The organism is Streptomyces sp. DF42 (genome assembly GCF_058267695.1).
In genome coordinates, this window is the sequence record NZ_CM177859.1 from 3,637,059 (window position 1) to 3,658,354 (window position 21,296).

General features: G+C 71.4%; 15 protein-coding genes and 1 other RNA gene. 6 read left to right on the forward strand and 10 right to left on the reverse strand.

Annotation, left to right across the window (positions count from 1 at the left end):
• Positions 1 to 2,268 (forward strand): alpha-xylosidase, encoded by a 2,268-nt coding sequence (gene yicI, locus ACYUED_RS16565; protein ID WP_491293051.1) that lies wholly within the window; start codon positions 1 to 3, stop codon positions 2,266 to 2,268.
• Positions 2,268 to 3,278 (forward strand): LacI family DNA-binding transcriptional regulator, encoded by a 1,011-nt coding sequence (locus ACYUED_RS16570; RefSeq protein WP_491293052.1) that lies wholly within the window; start codon positions 2,268 to 2,270, stop codon positions 3,276 to 3,278. Before yicI ends, ACYUED_RS16570 begins: the two co-directional genes overlap by 1 nt.
• Before the next feature lie 9 nt (positions 3,279 to 3,287).
• On the opposite strand, the gene ACYUED_RS16575 is transcribed toward ACYUED_RS16570, so the two are convergent.
• The 6 genes from ACYUED_RS16575 to ftsE all read right to left on the reverse strand — a co-directional run bounded on the left by ACYUED_RS16575 (position 3,288) and on the right by ftsE (position 8,363).
• Positions 3,288 to 4,271 (reverse strand): extracellular catalytic domain type 1 short-chain-length polyhydroxyalkanoate depolymerase, encoded by a 984-nt coding sequence (locus ACYUED_RS16575; protein WP_491293053.1) that lies wholly within the window; start codon positions 4,269 to 4,271, stop codon positions 3,288 to 3,290.
• A 101-nt stretch (positions 4,272 to 4,372) separates the two neighbouring features.
• Positions 4,373 to 4,759, reverse strand: a transfer-messenger RNA (tmRNA) gene (ssrA, locus tag ACYUED_RS16580).
• An 89-nt stretch (positions 4,760 to 4,848) separates the two neighbouring features.
• Positions 4,849 to 5,391, reverse strand: coding sequence for an SsrA-binding protein SmpB (gene smpB, locus ACYUED_RS16585; protein ID WP_491294285.1), 543 nt, complete (start codon positions 5,389 to 5,391; stop codon positions 4,849 to 4,851).
• 76 nt (positions 5,392 to 5,467) lie between these two features.
• Positions 5,468 to 6,649: a S41 family peptidase gene (locus ACYUED_RS16590; protein WP_491293054.1), complete on the reverse strand. Its 1,182-nt coding sequence runs from the start codon at positions 6,647 to 6,649 to the stop codon at positions 5,468 to 5,470.
• Positions 6,650 to 6,716: 67 nt separating this feature from the next.
• Entirely contained in the window at positions 6,717 to 7,637 is a 921-nt protein-coding gene (gene ftsX / locus ACYUED_RS16595) for a permease-like cell division protein FtsX (RefSeq protein WP_491293055.1), read from the reverse strand.
• A gap of 36 nt (positions 7,638 to 7,673) precedes the next feature.
• Positions 7,674 to 8,363: a cell division ATP-binding protein FtsE gene (ftsE, locus tag ACYUED_RS16600; protein WP_266515387.1), complete on the reverse strand. Its 690-nt coding sequence runs from the start codon at positions 8,361 to 8,363 to the stop codon at positions 7,674 to 7,676.
• A 264-nt stretch (positions 8,364 to 8,627) separates the two neighbouring features.
• On the opposite strand from ftsE, the gene ACYUED_RS16605 reads away from it, so the two are divergent.
• A complete protein-coding gene (locus tag ACYUED_RS16605) occupies positions 8,628 to 8,819 on the forward strand; it encodes a hypothetical protein (protein WP_266515389.1) in 192 nt (63 codons plus the stop codon).
• 106 nt (positions 8,820 to 8,925) lie between these two features.
• Here the strand turns inward: ACYUED_RS16605 and ACYUED_RS16610 are convergent, their stop codons facing one another.
• The 4 genes from ACYUED_RS16610 to ACYUED_RS16625 all read right to left on the reverse strand — a co-directional run bounded on the left by ACYUED_RS16610 (position 8,926) and on the right by ACYUED_RS16625 (position 14,201).
• The gene (locus ACYUED_RS16610; RefSeq protein ID WP_491293056.1) at positions 8,926 to 9,549 is read right to left on the reverse strand and encodes a hypothetical protein; all 624 of its coding nucleotides are present in this window, start codon (positions 9,547 to 9,549) and stop codon (positions 8,926 to 8,928) included.
• Positions 9,550 to 9,848: 299 nt separating this feature from the next.
• Positions 9,849 to 10,955, reverse strand: coding sequence for a peptide chain release factor 2 (prfB, locus tag ACYUED_RS16615; protein ID WP_266584109.1), 1,107 nt, complete (start codon positions 10,953 to 10,955; stop codon positions 9,849 to 9,851).
• Between the two features lie 251 nt (positions 10,956 to 11,206).
• Positions 11,207 to 12,445, reverse strand: coding sequence for a serine/threonine-protein kinase (locus tag ACYUED_RS16620; RefSeq protein WP_491293057.1), 1,239 nt, complete (start codon positions 12,443 to 12,445; stop codon positions 11,207 to 11,209).
• 118 nt (positions 12,446 to 12,563) lie between these two features.
• Complete coding sequence (locus ACYUED_RS16625) at positions 12,564 to 14,201, reverse strand: serine/threonine-protein kinase (RefSeq protein ID WP_491293058.1); 1,638 nt, start codon at positions 14,199 to 14,201, stop codon at positions 12,564 to 12,566.
• Positions 14,202 to 14,556: 355 nt separating this feature from the next.
• Here ACYUED_RS16625 and ACYUED_RS16630 point away from each other — a divergent pair, with 355 nt between their 5' ends.
• The 3 genes from ACYUED_RS16630 (at position 14,557) to ACYUED_RS16640 (ending at position 21,291) form a co-directional block, all read left to right on the forward strand.
• Complete coding sequence (locus ACYUED_RS16630; RefSeq protein WP_491294286.1) at positions 14,557 to 18,201, forward strand: FHA domain-containing protein; 3,645 nt, start codon at positions 14,557 to 14,559, stop codon at positions 18,199 to 18,201.
• Positions 18,202 to 18,551: 350 nt separating this feature from the next.
• On the forward strand, positions 18,552 to 19,931 hold the full coding sequence (locus tag ACYUED_RS16635) for an ABC transporter substrate-binding protein (protein WP_491293059.1): 1,380 nt from the start codon (positions 18,552 to 18,554) through the stop codon (positions 19,929 to 19,931).
• 10 nt (positions 19,932 to 19,941) lie between these two features.
• Positions 19,942 to 21,291: a carbohydrate ABC transporter permease gene (locus tag ACYUED_RS16640; protein WP_491293060.1), complete on the forward strand. Its 1,350-nt coding sequence runs from the start codon at positions 19,942 to 19,944 to the stop codon at positions 21,289 to 21,291.
• Positions 21,292 to 21,296 lie beyond the last annotated feature (5 nt).

A 21,296-nucleotide genomic window follows, 5' to 3' on the forward strand; every position in this document is an offset into this window, starting at 1 on the left:
GTGAAGTTCACCGATGGTTACTGGCTGCTGCGCGAGGGCGTGACCGCGGCCCATCCGGTCGAGGTGCTCGACGTGACCGCCACCGGGGGTACCCCCTCTGAGGGATGCGCGCTGGAGATCCACGCGCCGACACAACCCATCCGCCACCGCGGCGACCTGCTGAAGGGACCGGTCGTGACGATCCGTGCCCATGCGCCGATGCCCGACGTCATCGGCGTGACCTTCACCCACTTCGACGGCGAGCAGCAGCCCCGCCCGGAGTTCGAACTCACCGGGCAGGACGTCCCGGCACAGGTGGAGTACGACGACGGACACGCGACCCTGACCTCCGGCGAGCTGTCGGTGCGGGTCTCCCGCACCGGCCCCTGGCAGGTCGACTTCCTCGCGGGCGGCCGCACCCTGACCTCCAGCGGCCCCAAGAACATGGGCATCATGCGGGACGCGGACGGCGCCCACTACCTGCGCGAACAGCTCAAGCTCGGGGTCGGCACCTCCGTCTACGGCCTCGGCGAACGCTTCGGCCCGCTGGTCAAGAACGGCCAGGTCGTCGACATCTGGAACGCCGACGGCGGCACGGCGACCGAACAGGCCTACAAGAACGTCCCCTTCTATCTGACGGATGCCGGCTACGGCGTCTTCGTCGACCACCCGGGCAAGGTGTCCTTCGAGGTCGGCTCGGAGGCGGTGTCCAGGGTCCAGTTCAGCGCCGAGACCCAGGAGTTGACGTACTACGTCATCCACGGCCCGAGCCCGAAGGAGATCCTGCGCAAGTACACCGCCCTCACCGGGCGCCCGGCCCTCCCGCCCGCCTGGTCGTTCGGCCTGTGGCTGTCGACGTCCTTCACCACCTCGTACGACGAGGAGACGGTGACGTCGTTCATCGAGGGCATGCGGGAGCGTGAACTCCCGCTCTCCGTCTTCCACTTCGACTGCTTCTGGATGCGGGAGTTCAACTGGTGCGACTTCCGGTGGGATCCGCGCGTGTTCCCCGACCCGGAGGGCATGCTGGCCCGGCTCCACGACCGCGGGCTGCGGGTCTCGGCGTGGATCAACCCGTACATCGCCCAGCGCTCGCCCCTGTTCGCGGAGGGCAAGGCGCTCGGCCACCTGCTGCGCAGGCCCGACGGCCGCGTCTGGCAGTGGGACATGTGGCAGCCGGGCATGGCGCTGGTCGACTTCACCAGCCCGGCCGCCCGTGACTGGTACGCGGCCAAGCTGGAGGCACTGCTCGCACAGGGTGTCGACTGCTTCAAGACCGACTTCGGCGAGCGGGTGCCGGTCGACGTGGCGTGGTCCGACGGCTCCGACCCGGAGCGGATGCACAACTACTACACGTACCTCTACAACCGCACCGTCTTCGACGTACTGCGCAAGCACCGGGGCGAGGGCGAGGCCGTGCTCTTCGCCCGGTCGGCGACGACCGGGAGCCAGAAGTTCCCCGTGCACTGGGGCGGCGACTGCGAGGCGACCTACGAGTCGATGGCCGAGTCGCTGCGCGGCGGGCTCTCGCTCGGCCTGTCCGGCTTCGGCTACTGGAGCCACGACATCGGCGGCTTCGAGGGCACCCCGACACCCGCGCTGTTCAAGCGGTGGATCGCCTTCGGACTGCTGTCCTCGCACAGCAGGCTGCACGGCAGCTCCTCCTACCGCGTGCCGTGGCTCTTCGACGAGGAGTCCGTGGACGTGCTCGGACTGTTCACCCGGCTGAAGCTCCGGCTCATGCCCTACCTGTACGAGGCCGCGCGCACCGCCCACACCGAGGGCGTGCCGATGATGCGGGCGATGGTGCTGGAGTTCCCCGACGACCCCGGGTGCGCGCATCTGGAACGGCAGTACATGCTCGGGCCCAGCCTGCTGGTCGCGCCGGTCTTCGGCGACGACGGGGACGTGTCCTACTACGTGCCCGAGGGCACCTGGACGCACTACCTGAGCGGGCAGACCGTGACCGGGCCGCGCTGGGTGCGCGAACGGCACGGGTTCCTGAGCGTGCCGCTGCTGGTCAGGCCGGGGTCGGTGATCCCGGTGGGCGCGGTGGAGGACCGGCCCGACTACGACCTCGCGGACGGGGTGACGCTGCGGGCGTACGGCCTGGAGCGGGGCGCGCAGGTGACCGTGCCGGTCGGCGACGTGACCTTCACCGTCGTACGCGAAGGGGACACGCTGCGGGCCTCGTGCAGTGACCCCGTGGCGCCGTGGAGCCTGGCGGCCGGACAGCGGACGGCCCGGGCGCGGGCGGGTACCGGATTCCTCTCCCTGGAGCTGGGCTGATGGCGAAGATCACCGATGTGGCGCGGCACGCCGGAGTCTCCCCCAGCACCGTCTCCTACGCGCTCAGCGGCAAGCGCCCCATCTCCGAGGAGACCCGGCAGCGCGTCGAGGCGGCCGCCCGCGAGCTGGGCTACCGGCCGCACGCGGGCGCCCGGGCGCTGGCCAGCAGCAGATCGAACGTGCTGGCACTCGTGATCCCGTTACGGCCGGGCATCCACGTCCCGGTGGTGATGCAGTTCGCGGTGTCGGTGGTGACGACCGCCCGCAGACACGACCACGACGTGCTGCTGGTGACGCAGGAGGAGGGCGAGGAGGGCCTGAGGCGGGTCGTGGACACGGCTCTGGTGGACGCGCTGATCGTGATGGACGTCCAACTCCAGGACCCCCGGCTGCCGTTGCTGCGCTCGCTGGAACTGCCGTCGGTGATGATCGGGTTCCCGGCCGACTCCGAGGGCCTGACCTGCATCGACCTCGACTTCAAGGCGGCCGGTGAGGCGTGCGTGGAACATCTGGCGCGGCTCGGGCACCGGGTGGTGGCGCTGGTCGGGTCGCCACCTGAGGTGTACGTGCGGCAGACCGCGTTCGCGCAGCGGGTGGCCCAGGGGTTCACGGCCGCCGCCGGCCGCGGCGGGCTGGTCTCCTCCGTGCACCCCTGCGAGGCCTCGCCGACGGCCGCCCGGCTGGTGGCCGGGCAACTGCTGCGCGAGCACCCGGCGTTGACGGGGGTCGTGGTCCACAACGAAGCGATCGTCGGGCCGCTGATCGACGCCTTCGAGCAGCTCGGTCTGCGGGTCCCCGGCGACCTCTCCGTCACCGCCATCTGCCCCGACGAGCTCGCCGAGTCCGTCCGTGTGCCCGTCACCTCGGTCGCCGTGCCGTCCGCCGAGGTGGGTGAGCGGGCGGTGGAGCTCCTGATGAGGAAGCTGGGCGGCAGCACGGTGCCCGAGGCCACGCTGCTGCCACCGCGGCTCACGGAGCGCACGAGCACGGCGCCGAGGACTGTCGGCTGAGGCCGCGGACTACCGGCTGAGCCCCCAGGCCTGGCCGAGCCGGTAGGCGGCACACAGGTTGACGTCGAGGATGTACGCCCCGGCGGTTCCGCACTGCTCGGTGCCGGTGCCGGGATCGACGGGCTGCCCGTGCCCCATCCCGGTGATGCTGTACGTCTCCACGACGGCCTTTCCGGCGGGATCGCGGAAGACCTGGTGCGGGTAGCCGCCGACGGTGTCACTGACATCGGCGGTCTGATCGGCCCCCTGCACATCGGTCCACTGCTTCATCAGGTCGCTCATGTTGACGGGCTTGACGGTGTAGTCGGCGGTGCCCTGGAAGACGGTCAGCGTGGGCCAGGGCCCGCCGTACCCGGGCCTGGCCGCCCGGACCTGGTCGCCCCACTGCTTCGCCGTCTGCGTGGCGCCGACGTACATGCACACCCACGGCGACGCGGCGGCCTGCGCGCAGCCGTACGGCAGCCCGGCGGCCACCCCGCCCGCGGCGAACTTCTCCGGGTAGTCCGCCATCATCACCGCGGTCATGCCACCTCCGGCGGACAGCCCGGTGACGTACACGCGCGAGGCGTCGCCACCGGCGTCGGCGAGCTGCCGGTCCACCATCTGCGCGACGCTCGCGGCCTCGCCCTGTCCGCGCTCCATGTCCCCGCTCCGGAACCAGTCGAAGCAGCTGGAGGCGTTGTTGGCGCTCTGCTGCTGCGGCAGTACGACGGAGAACCCCCACCGGTCGGCGAGCTGGATCCATCCGCTGCCCGACCCGTATCCGGCGGCGTCCTGCGTGCACCCGTGCAGCGCGACGACGACGGGCCGTCCGGCGGGCAGCCCGGCGGGCACATAGCGGAACATCCGCAGCGCGCCGGCGTTCGATCCGAACCCGGTGACCTCCTGGAGAGAGGCGGCAGCGGCTCTGCCCGGAGTGAGCAGGGCGGCGATCAGGGCGACCAGGAGGGTCGCGAGGACGGTGACATGACATGCGGCTCTGGTCTGTGTCATGGGGAGGGACCGTAGAAGCGTGAACGATCCCCGCATATGTGGCCCGCCACCACAAAAAGAGCCTCTGACCTGGGTAGGTCAGAGGCTCTTCAACATGGGATGAGTGGAGATGGCGGGAATCGAACCCGCGTCCAACGGTGCAGAATCAGGGCTTCTCCGTGTGCAGTTCGCTGTGATTTTCTCGGCCCCGGTGATCACGCGAACAAGTCGCCGACGGGCCCAGTCACTGTTTGATTTCCCATCGAACCCCGTGACCGGGCTCGATGGTTTAGTCCCCTAGATTATGCCAGGGTCCGGGTCGGGAACACCCCCGGGCTGACACCCGTTAGGGCCTTCACTCACTGCTTATTAGGCAGCGAGGGCGAAGGCGCGGGAATCGCTCTTGGAATTGGCGATTATTGGTTGCGACATATGGTTAACGAGATCATTGCCGCTTCCTCGACACGCTTCCCCTGCTTCAACAGCCGCTGTCGAAACCGATCATCCCCATGTTTTGTTTTCAATGCACACACCGGTCTCAGCCGGTGTTGATGCCATCGTACGTGAACAACGCCCGACGATGCCAGCCAATTCCCGGCTACGCCTCCCGCTGCTTCCGCTTCGCCGCCGCGATCGCCCGGTCCGACTCCCGCCGGTCCTGCTGTTCGCGCAGGGTCTGACGCTTGTCGTACTCCTTCTTGCCTCGTGCGAGGGCGATCTCGGCCTTCGCACGGCCGTTGCTGAAGTACAGGGCGAGGGGCACGATCGTGTGACCCGTCTCCTGGGACTTGGACTCCAGCTTGTCGATCTCCTCGCGGTGCAGGAGCAGCTTGCGCTTGCGGCGCACGGAGTGGTTGGTCCAGGTGCCCTGGTGGTACTCCGGGATGTGGGCGTTGTGCAGCCACGCCTCGCCCTGGTCGATCTGGACGAAGCCGTCGGTCAGCGAGGTGCGGCCCTCGCGCAGCGACTTGACCTCGGTACCGGTGAGGACGATGCCGGCCTCGTAGGTGTCGACGATCGCGTAGTCGTGGCGGGCCTTCTTGTTCTGGGCGACGATCTTGCGCTTGCCGCCCTTCTCGCCGTCCCTGGCCTTGCTGGTCCCACCGCCCTGCTTGGGCTGGGACTCCTTCGGTACGTACATTCCCTTGCTCATAGTGCCGTCCATTTTCGCACTAAGGAGGGGGGTCGGGGCCAGCCCTTAATCGGCGGCGGAACGCTCAGTCGGCGTCGCCCAGGCCGCTGAGCACGGTCGCGGCCCGCTGGAGGGCGCGCTGCCCGTCGGCCTGCTCCACGTCCAGGTCCGGAGTGATGCCCCGGCCGTCGACGCTGCGGCCCGACGGGGTGCGGTAGTGCCCGACGGTCAGCTCGGCCACGGAGCCGCCCGGCAGCCGGCTCGGCATCTGCACCGAGCCCTTGCCGAAGGTGCGGGAGCCGACGACGACCGCACGGCCGCGGTCCTGCAGGGCGCCGGTGAGGAGCTCGGCCGCGCTCATCGTGCCGCCGTCGACGAGCGCGACCAGGGGCCTGGTGGTGTCGGCGCCGGGATCGGCGTGCAGGGCCTGCTGTTCGCCGTTGACGTCATAGGTGGCGACGAGGCCGCCGTCGAGGAAGGCGGAGGCCGTGGTCACGGCCTCGGTGACCAGGCCGCCGGAGTTGCCGCGCAGGTCGAGGATGATGCCGGCGCCGACCGGGGCCCGCCGCACGGCGGTGCCCACGACGTCGCCGGAGCCCTTGGTGAACGCGGCGATCTTGATGACGGTGACTCCGTCGGCGAGCTTTCGGACGGTGACCGAGTCCGTGGACAGCCGAGCCCGGCGCAGGGTCTCGGTCCACGCGCGCGTGCCGCGCTGCAGGCCGAGCCGCACCGCCGTACCGGCGGGCGCGTCGGTGGCGTCGCCGCGCAGTAAGGAGACGACCTCGGTGACGGGCTGACCGTCGACCCGCTCACCGTCGACGCTGCGCAGCCGGTCGCCCGGGTGGAGCCCGGCGGCGGCCGCGGGCGAGCCGGCGGCCACCTTGGTCACCTCGATACGGCCGTCCCGCTCGCGTCGCGCCCACAGGCCGACGCCGGTGTACTGGCCGTCGAGGGCCTCCTCGAACTCCTCGTAGTCACCCTGAGAGTAGACGGCTCCCCAGCGGTCGCCGCTGCGGCTGACCGCGCGTTCGGCGGCCTCCATGGGGGACTTGCCGTCGGCCATGGCCTCCTCGGCCGCCTTGGCCACGTCCTCGTGATGCCCCGCGGGGACGGCCGAACGGGCCGCGCCGGACGCGGATTTCCGGTCGGCCTCGGAAAAGGAGCCGGTCGCCGCGCCTGCGACGAGCACGCTCGCGAAGACCAATGTCAGGGCGGCCCCGCGGCGGATGCGGCGGGGCTGGCACAACAGGTCTCGGCCGGACATGCCGGTGAGTCTAGGACAACGCGAAGGGCCGTACGGCTGGTTGCCCGTACGGCCCTCTTGGCATGTGTCACACCTTCAGGTACTTGCGCAACGCGAAGAACGCGGCCAGCGCGGGCATCAGCAGGCTGGTGGCGAGGATGAGCGGCAGCTTGGTCAGAACGGCGTCCCAGCCGATGAAGTTGATCAGATTCAGCTTGTGGGACAGGTCCAGGCCGTGGTCGATGATGAAGTACCGCGCGACCACCAGGAATCCGCAGGCGACCGTCCCGCCGATCAGTCCGGCGACCGCCGCCTCCATGATGAACGGCGCCTGGATGTAGAACCCGGAGGCGCCGACCAGCCGCATGATCCCGGTCTCCCGGCGGCGGCTGAACGCGGACACGCGCACGGTGTTGACGATCAGCATCAGCGCGACGACGAGCATCAGCGCCATGACGGCCCGGGCGGCCCAGTTCATGCCGTTCAGCAGCCCGAAGAGGTTGTCGAGGATCCCCTTCTGGTCCTGCACGGACTGCACGCCGTCGCGCCCGTCGAAGGCGGTCGCGACGACCTGGTACTTCTCCGGGTCCTTCAGCTTGATCCGGTACGACTCCTGCATCTGGTCCGGCGTGAGGGAGCTGGCCAGCGGGGAGTCGCCGAACTGCTGCTTGTAGTGCTTGTAGGCCGCGTCCTGCGACTCGTAGGTCACCTTCTGGACGACCGACGTCATCTTGTCCAGGTCGCCGAGGATGTCCTTCTTCTGGTCCTCGGTCACCGCGCCCTTGGCGCAGTGGGGATCGGACGTGGCGTCGCTCTTGTTGCAGAGGAAGATCGAGACGTTGACCTTGCCGTACCAGTAGCCCTTCATCGTGGTGACCTGGTCGCTCATCAGGAGCGAACCACCGAACAGGGCGAGCGACAGGGCGACGGAGACGATGACCGCGAAGGTCATGGTCAGGTTGCGGCGGAGACCGACACCGATCTCGGAGAGTACGAACTGGGCGCGCATGGCGTCTTCTTCAGGCCTTTCCGTGGACGGTCGCGGTCAGTGCTGGTAGCCGTAGACACCGCGTGCCTGGTCGCGGACGAGGCGGCCCTTCTCCAGCTCGATGACGCGCTTGCGCATCTGGTCCACGATGTTCTGGTCGTGCGTGGCCATCAGCACGGTCGTGCCCGTCCTGTTGATCCGGTCGAGCAGCTTCATGATGCCGACGGAGGTCTGCGGGTCGAGGTTGCCGGTGGGCTCGTCGGCGATGAGCAGTTTGGGCCGGTTCACGAAGGCGCGCGCGATGGCCACACGCTGCTGCTCACCACCGGAGAGCTCACCGGGCATCCGGTCCTCCTTCCCGCCCAGCCCGACGAGGTCGAGCACCTGGGGAACGGACTTGCGGATCTCGCCGCGCGACTTGCCGATGACCTCCTGCGCGAAGGCGACGTTCTCCGCCACCGTCTTGTTCGGCAGCAGCCGGAAGTCCTGGAACACCGTTCCCAACTGGCGCCGCATCTGCGGCACCTTCCAGTTGGAGAGGCGCGCGAGGTCCTTGCCCAGGACGTGCACCTGACCGTGGCTGGTCCGCTCCTCGCGGAGGACCAGCCGCAGGAAGGTGGACTTTCCGGAGCCGGAGGACCCCACGAGGAACACGAACTCGCCCTTCTCCACTTCGAGGGAGACATCCCTGAGTGCGGGGCGGGTCTGCTTGGGGTAGACCTTGGAGACGTTGTCGAATCGGATCACGGATGCACCACGGGTCGCCGGGGGTAGATGAGCGTGACCATACGCGAGTCGGGCGGGCGGGCGCAGGCGGCGGTTGGGGTTGCGTACCGGATGTGCGTTTTGTGTGTGCCCGGCCCACCTGTCGGCGGCGGCGTGACGACCCCCACGTACCCCTTGGGAGCGACCCCCGCGCACCCTCCGGGCGAACCTGGCACAGTAGAGAGGGGAACGTTCTCGCCCCCGAGGGCGTTCACTACGTGGAACCGGTGCAAGGAGGGCGAGCGCATGACGTACGACCGGTTGGTGTGCGCGAACTGCGCGGCGCCCGTGAGCGAGGGCCGGTGCCCCGTGTGCCGCGCGAACCGCGAGCGGCTGCAGCAGGAGAACTTCTTCGCGGGAGTCAACCCCATGACGCTGATCGCACTGCTGGCGGTGCTGATCGCGGCGGTGGCGCTGCTGGCGCACCAGACCGCATAGCGCGCGGTACAGCAGGAGCGAGGACGCCCGAGGGGCCCGGAGCGATGCACGCTCCGGGCCCCTCGTCGTACGTCGTCACACACGTTCCGTGTGCGAGCGGCCACCGTCAGGCAGCCGCACCGCCCCGGCCGCCCACGAGGCGCGGCAGAGCACGGAAGCCGATGCCACCGGCGATCATGGTGGCGGCACCGATGATCAGGAAGGCCGTCTGGCCTGCACCGGTCTCGGCGAGCTGGGCGCCCTTACCCTGGGCCGAGGTGTCGGAGCCCGTGTCGGTGAGGGCCGAGGAGCCCTCCTCCTGGGCGGAGGTGCCGGAACCGCCGTCGGGGTCGGTGTTGTTGTTGCCGCCGCCATGGTGCCCGGTGCCGCCGCCATGGGTCGGGGCCGGGGTGGTGGGCTCGTCGGTCGGGCCCGTCGGGTCCTCGGTGGGCTCGGTGGGCTCCCCCGTGGGCTCGGTCGGGTCGTCGGAGGTGGGCGGGTCCGTCGGGACGGTGGGCGGGTCCGTCGGCAGGCCGGTGGGCGGGTCCGTCGGGTCCGTCGGGAGGCCGGTGGGCGGGTCCGTCGGGTCGTCACCGAGACCGGTGTCCACGTTCACACCGACACCGCCGCCGTCAACGCTCACGCCGATGTCCAGCGCGGAAGCGGCACCGGCAGCGGTCAGCGAAGCACCCGCGGCGATCACGGCGCCGGCGGCGATCCGCGCGACACGGATGCGCGTCTTCTTGGTCATGTGGTTGCTACCCCCAGTAGCTCATCGTCAGTTGGGCGGCGCTCGGGGGCAGTGATCGACGGAGTCAGCTACGCGAAAGCCCCCGGTTCACATGCGCCCCAGAGATACGCATGCCACGCTGCACCCTTCCCATTTTTCAAGACAACGTCAAGGCCGTTGCGCGCGCAATGTCCAACTACGGGCTCTATGCCAGGCATTGAAGCGTGTGAGTGTGATGTAAAACCCAGACATCGCGCGCGGAAGCGGGCACGAAAAAGGCAACTGCCGCCCGGCGGGCGGCAGTTGCCTTGTCGATAAACTTACTTCTCCTGCTGCTTGCGCCAGCGAATTCCGGCTTCGAGGAATCCGTCGATCTCGCCGTTGAACACGGCCTCGGGGTTGCCGACCTCGAACTCGGTGCGCAGGTCCTTCACCATCTGGTACGGGTGCAGGACGTACGAACGCATCTGGTTGCCCCAGGAGTTGCCGCCGTCGCCCTTCAGGGCGTCCATCTTGGCCTGCTCCTCCTGCCGGCGCCGGTCGAGCAGCTTGGCCTGGAGGACGTTCATCGCGGACGCCTTGTTCTGGATCTGCGACCGCTCGTTCTGACAGGAGACGACGATGCCGGTGGGGAGGTGGGTCAGCCGCACCGCCGAGTCGGTGGTGTTCACGCCCTGGCCGCCGGGGCCCGAGGAGCGGTACACGTCCACGCGCAGCTCGGACTCGTCGATCTCGATGTGGTCGGTCTGCTCGACCACGGGAAGGATCTCGACGCCCGCGAAGGAGGTCTGGCGGCGCCCCTGGTTGTCGAAGGGCGAGATGCGCACGAGCCGGTGGGTGCCCTGCTCGACCGAGAGAGTGCCGTAGGCGTACGGCACCTGCACGGCGAAGGTGGTCGACTTGATGCCGGCCTCTTCGGCGTACGACGTCTCGTAGATCTCGGTCTTGTAGCCCTTCTGCTCCGCCCAGCGCAGGTACATCCGCTGCAGCTTCTCGGCGAAGTCGGCGGCGTCGACGCCACCGGCCTCGGCGCGGATGTTGACGAGGGCCTCCCGGGAGTCGTACTCCCCGCTCAGCAGCGTCCGGACCTCCATCTCGTCCAGCGCCTTCCTGACGGACACGAGCTCGGACTCGGCCTCGGCGCGGGTGTCCGGGTCGTCCTCCTCCTCGGCCATCTCGAAGAGCACGGCGAGATCGTCGATCCGCCCCCGCAGCGCCTCGGCCTTCCTGACCTCGGCCTGCAGATGGCTCAGCTTGCTGGTGATCTTCTGCGCCTCGTCCGGGTTGTCCCACAGGGACGGCGCGGCCGCCTGCTCCTCGAGCACGGCGATGTCTGCCCTCAGCTTGTCGAGGTCCAGAACGGCCTCGATCGACTCCATGGTCGAGGAGAGGGACTTGAGCTCTTCGGATACGTCGACGACTGCCACGCCTCCAGCCTAACGGCTCCGCCAAGCGGGACGCCGCGCTGGGCTGTAGCCGGGGTTCCCGGCTCCGTCGACCGGGCTGCCGCCCCCGGACCCCCTCCGTCGGCCTGAACGGCCTCGTCCTCAAACGCCGGACGGGCTGATTTCGTCCCGTCCGGCGTTTGAGGAGCGGGGGTCCGGAGGCGGAGCCCCTGGAGACGGGGCGGGGAAGGGCGGCGGGGGCGAAGAGGAGCCCGGGGCCGCCCCCTGCATCCTCACGGGGACGCCGGCGCCGAGTTCTTCGTGTCCTGGGGGGACCCTCCCGCGTCGTCCGACGTCGCCAGCCACGTCCCCACCCCGGCCGCCGCCACCAGCGCCACCGCGGCGACGCCCAGGGCCAACCGGCGCCGTCGGGTCACGGCACGGTGCCGTGCGGATCCCGGCCGCGGGGCACCCGCCGCCCGCGGTGCCCGGGCCGTCCCACGCGCACCGCCGGCCAGCTCGTCGGGTGCCGGCACTCTCATCGACGTGTGGGTGTCGCGGTTGGAGTCGGCCGGCTTCGCGCCCGGCACCAGCGGCACCGCGCCCCGCCGTATCCGCTCACGCGTCGGCGCCGCGGTGTCCGCGGGCGCGGCCTGCGACTCCTCGTCGGGTTCCGTGTCCGGCTCGTCCACGTCCAGCGGCGGCATCCCCGCGACCAGCGGCAGCAGCTCCCGCAGCCGCGCGCCCAGCTCCGACGCCCGCAGCCGGGAGGCCGGCGCCTTGGCCAGGCACTGCACGAGCAGCTGCCACAGCTCGTCCGGGATGCCCGGCAGCGGCACCACGGTCTCCGTGACGTGCCGGCGCAGCACGGCGCCGGGGTGCCCGCCGCCGAACGGCGTGAAGCCCGCCAGCAGCTCGTACAGGACCGTCGCGAGCGCGTAGATGTCCACCGCCGCGCGCGGGGGCAGGCCCTCCACGATCTCCGGGGCCAGGTAGTCCGGCGTACCGATGATCTTCGTCGCGCGGGTGCGGCGCGGGGAGTCGATGAGCTTGGCCACACCGAAGTCCGTCAGCAGCGCCGGGTGCGAGCCGCCCGGGCCGAGCGGACCCTGCATGTCCAGCAGTACGTTCTCCGGTTTCACGTCCCGGTGCACGACCCCTGCCGCGTGTGCGGCCGCGAGCCCGTCGGCGATGTCGGCCACGATCGCCACCGCCGCCGCGGGCGCGAGCCGCCGGTCGCGGTCCAGACGGGTGCGCAGGTCGGTGCCGCGGACCAGGTCCATGACCAGCGCGAGGTCGTTGCCGTCCACCACCAGGTCGCGTACGGAGACGACGTTCGGGTGGTCCAGGCCGAGCAGCGCCGTGCGCTCCTGCACGAAGCGTCCGACCAGCTCCTGGTCGGAGGCCAGATCCTCGCGCAGCAGCTTGATGGCGACGGGCCCCTCGGGGCCCTCGCCCAGCCACACCGTGCCGGCGCTGCCCCGTCCCAGGATCTGGTGCGCGGTGTACCGGCTGCCGATCTTCCGTGCCAAGACTGCTCCTACCGACCCGACGCGTGTTAGTCGCTAAAACTACGCGTCCGGAGAGCCAACCTTCACTGCGGAGACGGAAATCACCCGCCAGGTGTCGACAAATCGCCAAGCTCGCTGCTCAGTTGCCGCCGCCCAGCTTCCCGATCCACCCGCTCACGGTGTTGTACATGTGCGTCAACTGCTGCCAGTAGCCCCTGGTCGTGTGGAGCCAGTCCTGCAGCGGGCTCAGTTCCCAGACCAGCCAGCCCGCGACGAACAGGATGACGATCGTGAACAGGCACCCCTTCAGACAGCCCAGCCCGGGGATCTTCATCGGGTTGGCGCTGCGCTGCCGCGGCTCACGCGCGGGCTGCTGCGGCTGCTGCGGAGGCGCGTACCGCTGGGGCTGCTGGTGCTGCGGCGGGGCGTACTGCTGCGGCTGTTGCTGCTGCGGGTAGCCGTACCCCTGCGGCGGTCCCTGCTGGGGTCGCCGCTGCTGGGGCTGCTGCTGCTGGGGCTGCTGCGGGCGGGCGACCTGCCGCTGGGGGCGGCGGCGCAGCGGATCCTCGTTCGGGGCGAGGTACTGCTGGACCTGCGTCTGTTCGTTGCGGTCGCGGGCGGCGCGCAGCTGGTTCTGCCAGGGGTGCGGCTGCTCGGGCCCCGGCTGTCCCTGGGGCACCGGGGGCATGACGGCGGTCGGGTCGGCGGCCCCGGTGCTGGGGAGTACGGCGGTGGGGTCGGCGGCGCCCGCCGGGCCCGGTGAGCCGGTGTGGGGCAGGAAGCTGGTCGCCGCGTTCGGGTCGTACGCACCCGCGCCGTGCTGCATCACCTGCGTGGGGTCGGCCGAGCCGGGGACGGCGGCGGGCGTCGGGTCGGGGACCAGCAGGGCTCCCACGGCCTCCGCGGCGGCGATCTGCGCGGAGTTCGCGTGCACGCCGATGCCCTCGGCGACGACCCGCAGACCGCGCGCGAGGTTCTCGGCGCTGGGCCGCTCGTCCGGGTTCTTGCGCAGGCAGCGCTCGATGACCGTCCAGAGCGGGTCCGGGACCGTGGAGGGGCGGCGCGGTTCGGCGCTCAGGTGCTGGTGCAGGACTTCCAGGGCCGAGCCGCCGCCGAAGGGGGGACGGCCGGTGACCAGCTCGTACATCAGGATGCCGGCGCCGTAGATGTCGACGGCGGAGGTCTGCGGGCGGCCCTCGGCGCTCTCCGGCGCGACGTACGCGGGCGTGCCGACGAACTCGTGCGTCCGTGTCAGGCCCGGGGAGTCGGCCAGGCGCGCGATGCCGAAGTCGGTCAGCATCGGGTGCATCTGCCCGCCGTTCTGCCGGAGCAGGACGTTGGCCGGCTTCAGGTCGCGGTGCACGACCCCGTCGGCATGACTGGCGGCGAGCGCGTCGGCGATCTGGGCGGTGAGCAGAGCGGCGCCGACGGGTGAGAGGGGGCCGTTCTCGCGCAGGTAGCGGTGCAGGTCGGGGCCCTCGACGAGGTCCATGACGAGCGCCAGCAGATCACCCTCGACCACCAGGTCGCGGACGCGGACGACGTTCGGGTGGGTCAGCCGCAGCAGGACGGAGCGCTCACGCAGGAACCGCATCACGATGTCGGGATCGCTCGCGAGCTCCTCCTTGAGGACCTTGATCGCGACGGTCTCGCCGGGCTGACCGGCCACGGCGGCCTCGGCCCCCGCGGTCTCTCGCTGGCGGGCCCGCCAGACGGTGCCCGTGGCGCCGCGACCGAGCGGCTCCTCGAGCAGGTACTTGCTGCCTACCGGCCGCACGTCATGTGCTCCCTGCTGCTTGCTTACCGTTCCGACCCACTGTAGTGCCGCGGCGCGCGGCACCCACCTGTCTCCGTCCCAGCGTCTTACGTACACGTCCCGGGACATGTTCGAAGGAAAGACGCTCGACTCGGTTCCCCGGTTGCCCGAAAGCGGACGTGACCGATCTCAAGCGGACGCGGGTACGTCATCTGTCAGGCACTTTTGCGGGCAGAGCCGACCAATCAAGATCACTTGTTCCGGAGCGGCGGGCGCGTTGTCAGTGGCAGATGCGAGGATGCCTGCAGTACTGGCCGATGTGCTCGCGTGGGGGTGGGGGTTGTCCGCGTCCGCGCAGAAGGGACCGCTGACGCCGATGCAGATCCGGCTGACCGTCGTAGACCCGCTGGGCCCGCCCGACCGGGCGCGGGGCCGCACCGCGAGCTGCGACGTGCTGGTCACGGCGCCGGCCGGCACGGCCCTGGCCGCGGTGGCGTCGGCTCTGGCCTCGGCGGTCGCGGGTGACGGGGGCGCCGCTCAGACCGAGCGCGGCCGCGAGTCCGGCGGCCCGGTGGTGCTGTACGCGGGCGCGGAGCGCCTGGACGACCGCCGCTGCACCCTCGGCGAGCCCCCGCTGACCGACGGCGCCGTGCTCTCCCTGGGCGCCCCGGCCGAGCCCGAGCCCCACCCGGAGCTGGACGACGCCCCGACCCAGCTGCACGTGGTCGCGGGCCCCGACGCGGGCGGCGTCCACCTGCTGCACGGCGGCGAGATCCGCATCGGCCGCTCCGCCGACGCCGACGTCCCGCTCGACGACCCGGACGTCTCCCGGCTGCACTGCGCGGTCACGGTCGCCGCCGACGGCCAGGTCGCGGTCACCGACCTCGCCTCGACGAACGGCACGACGCTGGACGGCACCCGCGTCGGCACCCGCCCGGTGCGCTTCGCTCCGGGTGCGCTGCTGCGCATCGGTGAGTCGGCGCTGCGGGTCGCTCCGGCCGGGGGGCCGGGGGCGCGGGTGCCGACGGCTCCGGACGGGGAAGGGCATGTGCGGGTGCCGTCCGGGGGCGAGCAGGCGGCCGAGGGCGCCGGTGGCCCACGGGGCGCGGTCCCGGCGGCCTCCACCGGTGGTGACACAGCGGCGGCGCCGCACGCACGCGTGGCCGACGGCGGCCCGGACGCACCCTCGCGCGGCGCCGCCCTCCAGGGCCACGGATCCGCAGAACCGGCCGTGGTGCCGGTCCAGGGCAGGGCGCCGCGGATCGAGAACAGGCAGGCGGACCGGTTCACAGGGAGCGAAGACACTCCCCCGCTCTCGCCCTCGCCCGAGCGGGGGGACACCCATGCCGGACACTTCGGCGCGGTCGTGTGGGACACCTCTGCTGCCGCGGGGCCGTCCGCCCCTGACACGGCGAGCGGCGGCGAACCCTCCGGCGCACGCACGCGGGGCGACGACGGCACGGAGGCCCCCGGAGCGGGCCGGCGCAAAGGAACACCGCTGCGCGGCACGGACATACCGCCGGGCCTGCGCAGGCGCGGCGGGCTCACGGCGTGGGCGCGACGCCTGGCCGGCGGACGCGGCGATCAGCTGCCGCCCGAGGACGAGGCGTACGACGAGGAAGACCGTGCCGATACGACGGCGGGGCCCGCGCCGCTCGCCGGCCCCCAGCTCCCGGAGGCCTGGCCCGACCCGGCGTCGCTGCTGCTGACGGCGCTCGGCCCGGGCCCACGGTTGTGGGAGCGCGGTCCGGGACACCCGGAGGCGCTCACGGTGCGGCTCGGCACGGCGGACCGGGCGGCGCCCGACGGCTCGGGGCTGCTGCCCGCGGTGCCGGTGACGGCGGATCTGCGGGAGGCCGGGGCGTTGGGCCTGGCCGGTCCCCGCACCCGGCTGTCCGGGCTGGCCCGCGCGGTGGTGGCCCAGCTCGCCGCGCTGCACTCCCCCGAGTCCCTGGAGATCGTCCTGATCACCGCGGACCGCTCCCGCCCGCTTGAGGAGCGCACCGCCGAATGGTCCTGGCTCGGCTGGCTCCCCCATCTCCGCCCGGGCCACGGCCAGGACTGCCGCCTGCTGCTCGCCTACGACCGCGAACAGGCCACGGCCCGCACGGACGAGCTGCTCAGACGCCTGGAGGACCAGCAGGCGGAGACACGGAACGGATCACGGCCGCCGGCGGCCCCGTCCGGTGCGCGGCCCGCACCCCGCGGTGCCGTCCGCAGGCCCTCCTGGGCCCGTGCGGACGAGGGCGCGGAGGAGGCGGACGGCTTCGCAGGCCCGTACACCGTGGTCGTCGTGGACGGTGACCCCGGCGGCGCCGATGTGCGCGAGGCGGTGGCGCGGCTCGCGCTGGAGGGGCCACGGGCCGGCATACACGTCGTCTGCCTCGCCGAGACGGCCTCCGCCTCGCCCGCGTCGCCGGTGACGGAGACCTACGAGGCGGCCTGCGCGGTGGCGCCGGCCTTCCGCGAGTGCGGCGCGGTCGCGCTGCTGAGCGGGGACGTGGCGACGGCGCTGCGGCTGATGCGGGTGGCGCGGACCGGCTCCGGGACGCCCGTCGCCCCCGGGAGCGGGCCCGCGGGGCGGGCGCCGGGAGCGGAGGAGCGCGGCGGCCCCGCGGACCCACCCGCACCGACCGAGACCCACACGATGCCCAGGCCCACCCCGTCAGCCCGGGCGGCCACCGCTCCCGCACCGCCCACACCCGCGGACCGTCCCGCGCCGTCCCCGCTCGCCGGCCCCATAGGTCCCGGCACCGTGGCCGCCGTGGACGCCGTCTCCCTCCCCTGGGCCGAGCGGTTCGCGCGGGCGCTGGCCCCGCTGCGGACCGACGGTTCCGGGACCGAGCGGCAGGCGCGCGTCTCGGTGCCGTTGCCCCAAGCGGCGCGGCTGCTGGACGAGTTGGGGCTGGCGAGGGCCACCCCGGCGTCGCTGATGACACGTTGGGCGGACGCGGCGGACGACACCCAGGTGCGCGGCGGCCGCGCCTGGGCCGTGCTCGGTGCCGGTCCGCGCGGCCCGGTCTGCGCCGATCTCGCGGCCGACGGCCCGCATCTGCTGGTCGAGGGTCCGGCGGGCAGCGGACGTACGGAGCTGCTGCGGGCCGTGGTCGCCTCGCTGGCCGCGGCCGAGCGCCCCGACCGGCTGGGCATCGTCCTGATGGACGGCCGGGACAGCGTGAGCGCCGGGGGTGCCCCCGCCGGGGGAGGCGGCCACGGCGACGGCCTGCGCGTGTGTACGGACGTCCCGCACGTGACGACCCACCTCACCGCCAACGACCCCGTCCGCATGCGGGAGTTCGCCCAGTCCCTCAGCGCGGAGCTGAAGCGGCGGGCCGAGTTGCTCGGCCGCGGTGAGTTCACCGAGTGGCACACCGGCCGGGAGCTGTCGGGCCGCATCGTGTCCCAGCGGGCGACCGGAGCGAGTGCGACCGGCGACCTGGACACCGCGTCCAGTTCGACGATGCGGCTGCGCCCGGGGGCGGCACGCCGGCGGACGGAGGCGGCGCCGCCGCTGCCCCGGCTGGTCGTGGTCGTGGACGACCTGGACGCGCTGGTCTCCCCCGCGCTCGGCTCACCGGGCCGCCCGGCCGCGGGTTCCGTCATGCGGGCGCTGGAGGCGGTGGCCCGCGAGGGCGGGCGACTCGGCGTCCACCTGGTGGCCGCGACCGCCCCGGGCGGCCGTACCGCGGACACCGAACCCGCGCGGAGGGCCACCCTCCGGGTGGCCCTGGACGCCCCCGCCACCGGCCCTGACGAACCGGCACCGGGCCGCGGCCACCTGACCTGGTCCCACGGCCGCTCGACCGCCTTCCAGGGCGGCCGCGTCACGGGCCGCATCCCGCGCACGGCGACCCTGCGCCCGACGGTCGTCCCCCTGGACTGGCGGCGCATGGGCGACCCCCCGACGCGCAGACCCGTACGCGAACTGGGCAACGGCCCGACGGACTTGGCGTTGCTGGCCAGCGCTCTGGAGAGAGCGGCACGAGAGGTCTCGGCGACAGAGGTCCCGTCGCTCCTGTAGGTCCTGTAGGTCCTGCTGGCTCAGCATCCGCAAATCCTGTTCCTTCGGCATCCGCAGGTCCTGTTCCTTCGGCACTTCGCAGGTCCCGATCCCTCGGCACTTGGCAGACCGGTCCAGGCAATTTCAGCCCGTCCGGCGGTTGAGGACGAGGCCGTCCAGGCCGAAGGGGGGTCTGGGGGCGCAGCCCCCAGGGTCGGTCGATCGCACCAACGCAGCGCACCTGGTCACGAGGCGGTCACGATCCCCCGGTTGACACAGGACGCGTACTTGCCGACCCATTCGGACGGGCGTAGACCAGATCGCACGGGACAGCGCTCGACGTTCGACGAAGATCGAAGAACGGGGCAGTAATGCGCAGCACGAGCAGCACGAACCGGACACACAGGGCCGCCAAACCCGCAGCCGCCCTCCTCGCGGCAGCGCTCGCGCTGGCACTCACGGGATGCGGCGGCGGCGACAAGAAGAGCGACAACGGCGGAGGGGGCTCGAGCGCGAGCGGCAGCACCGTCACGCTCCCCAAGCTCAACGGCCAGACTCTCGAGGTCGCCGCCGTCTGGACCGGACCCGAACAGGAGAACTTCCTGAAGGTCCTGGACGAGTTCAAGAAGCGCACCGGCGCGAAGGTCAACTTCGTGCCGACGGGCAACAACACCTCCACGTTCCTCGGTACCAAGATCCAGGGCGGCAAGCCGCCGGACGTCGCGTTCCTGCCCCAGGTCGGTGTGTTGCACCAGTTCGCGGACAAGGGCTGGCTCAAGCCCCTCGGCGCGGACGCCCAGGCCCAGTTGGAGAAGAACTTCGGCAAGGGCTGGGTCGACCTCGGCGCCTGGAAGGGCAAGCAGTACGGCATCTACGCCAAGGCCGCCAACAAGTCCCTGGTCTGGTACAACACCAAGGCCTTCGACGCGGCGGGCATCTCCCAGACGCCCAAGACGTGGAAGGACTTCCTCACCACCGCGCAGACACTGTCGGACGCCGGCTCGCCGGCCGTCTCGATCGGCGGCGCGGACGGCTGGACGCTCACCGACTGGTTCGAGAACGTCTACCTGTCCCAGGCCGGGCCCGAGAAGTACGACCAGCTGGCCGCGCACAAGATCAAGTGGACGGACCCCTCCGTCAAGGAGGCCCTCACCACGCTCGCGCAGTTGTGGGGCAAGAACGACCTGATCGCGGGCGGCACCAAGGGCGCGCTGAACACGGAGTTCCCGAAGTCGGTCACCCAGACCTTCTCCGGCTCCACCCCGGCCGCGATGGTCTTCGAGGGCGACTTCGTGGCCGCGAACATCAACGCCGACACCAAGGCGAAGCTGGGCACGGACGCGAAGGTCTTCCCGTTCCCGGCGGTCGGCAGCCAGTCCCCCGTGGTCAGCGGCGGTGACGTGGCCGTGGCGCTGAAGGACGGCAAGGGCGCTCAGGCTCTGCTGACCTTCCTGGCCTCGACGGACGCCGCCGAGATCTGGGCGGCACAGGGCGGCATCCTCTCCCCCAACAAGGAGATGGACCAGTCCACGTACAAGGACGCCATCACGCGCCAGATCGCCAAGGCGCTGATCGCGGCCGGTGACAACTTCCGGTTCGACATGTCCGACCAGGCACCGGCCGCCTTCGGCGGCACGGCGGGCGTCGGCGAGTGGAAGGACCTGCAGGACTTCCTGCGCAACCCGAAGGACGTGGCCGGCGCCCAGCAGAAGCTGGAGGCCGACGCGGCCAAGGCCTACGCGGCCGGCTGACGGCGGGGCCATGACGTCCGTAGCGAACTCGACGGGGGGCGCCGGCGCACTGCCGACGCCCTCCGCCTCGCCGCGCAAGAGCGTCACGGGGACTCGGCTGTGGGTGGCGGTGCTCTTCCTGCTGCCCGCGTTCGTGCTTCTCGGGGCGCTCGTGGTCTACCCGATCGGGTACTCGGTCTGGCGCAGTCTCTACGACGCCGACGGCTCCGGTTTCGTGGGTCTGAAGAACTACGGCGACATCTTCAGCAACGACGCCACCCTGACCGCCGTACGCAACACCGCGATCTGGGTGGCGGTGGCGCCCGCGGTGGTCACCGCGCTCGGTCTGATCTTCGCGGTGCTGACCGAACGGGTGCGCTGGGGAACGGCGTTCAAGCTGCTCGTCTTCATGCCGATGGCGATCTCGATGCTCGCCGCGGGCATCATCTTCCGCCTGGTGTACGAGCAGGATCCGGCGCTGGGCGCCGCCAACGCGGTCGCCAAGTCGGTCCATGACACGTTCGTGTCGTCGTCGGTGTATCCGGGCGCCCGGCCCGGCGGGACGGCGAGCGGCCTCAAGCCGTCCGGCGGCGGCTCGTTCACCACGACCGGCACCGTGCACGCCGGCACCCCGGCCCTGCTCCCGCTGGTCGGCATCGCGCCCAACAAGCTCCCGGGCACCCCCGAGAACGCGAAGGCGGCGAGCGGTTCCGGCGTCACCGGCACCGTCTGGCTGGACTTCAAGCTGGGCGGCGGCGGCACGAAGGGCAAGGTCGACCCGGGTGAGAAGGCGCTGAAGGGCGTGAAGGTGGAGGCCGTGAAGGACGGCAGGGTGGTCGCCTCCGCCAAGAGCGGCGCGGACGGCACCTTCAGCCTCCCGGCACAGGCCGACGGGGCCCAACTGCGGCTCCCCGCCTCGAACTTCTCCGCTCCCTACAACGGCATCGACTGGCTCGGCCCGACGCTCGTCACCCCGGCCATCATCGGCGCGTACGTGTGGATGTGGGCGGGCTTCGCGATGGTGCTGATCGCGGCGGGCCTGGCGGGCGTGGACCGCAACCTCCTGGAGGCGGCCCGCGTGGACGGCGCCAACGAGTGGCAGGTGTTCAGAAGGGTCACCGTGCCCCTTCTCGCGCCCGTCCTGATCGTCGTCCTCATCACGCTGATGATCAACGTGATGAAGGTCTTCGACCTGGTCTACATCATCGCCCCGCAACCAAGTCAGGACGACGCCAACGTCCTTGCCCTGCAGCTGTTCCTGTCGTCCTTCGGCGGCGGTGGCAACGAGGGCGTGGGCAGCGCGATCGGCGTCATCCTGCTGCTGCTCGTACTGCCGGTGATGTTCGTGAACATCCGCCGGCTGAGGAAGGAGCGTCGGTGACCACC

Excerpts from the sequence above, each read along its gene's own strand:
- ACYUED_RS16570 (WP_491293052.1), top strand. The coding sequence starts at position 2,268 with ATGGCGAAGATCACCGATGTGGCGCGGCACGCCGGAGTCTCCCCCAGC.
- ACYUED_RS16575 (WP_491293053.1), bottom strand. The coding sequence starts at position 4,271 with ATGACACAGACCAGAGCCGCATGTCATGTCACCGTCCTCGCGACCCTC.
- smpB (WP_491294285.1), bottom strand. The coding sequence starts at position 5,391 with ATGTACGTACCGAAGGAGTCCCAGCCCAAGCAGGGCGGTGGGACCAGC.
- ACYUED_RS16590 (WP_491293054.1), bottom strand. The coding sequence starts at position 6,649 with ATGTCCGGCCGAGACCTGTTGTGCCAGCCCCGCCGCATCCGCCGCGGG.
- ftsX (WP_491293055.1), bottom strand. The coding sequence starts at position 7,637 with ATGCGCGCCCAGTTCGTACTCTCCGAGATCGGTGTCGGTCTCCGCCGC.
- ACYUED_RS16605 (WP_266515389.1), top strand. The coding sequence starts at position 8,628 with ATGACGTACGACCGGTTGGTGTGCGCGAACTGCGCGGCGCCCGTGAGC.
- ACYUED_RS16610 (WP_491293056.1), bottom strand. The coding sequence starts at position 9,549 with ATGACCAAGAAGACGCGCATCCGTGTCGCGCGGATCGCCGCCGGCGCC.
- ACYUED_RS16630 (WP_491294286.1), top strand. The coding sequence starts at position 14,557 with ATGCAGATCCGGCTGACCGTCGTAGACCCGCTGGGCCCGCCCGACCGG.
- ACYUED_RS16635 (WP_491293059.1), top strand. The coding sequence starts at position 18,552 with ATGCGCAGCACGAGCAGCACGAACCGGACACACAGGGCCGCCAAACCC.
- ACYUED_RS16640 (WP_491293060.1), top strand. The coding sequence starts at position 19,942 with ATGACGTCCGTAGCGAACTCGACGGGGGGCGCCGGCGCACTGCCGACG.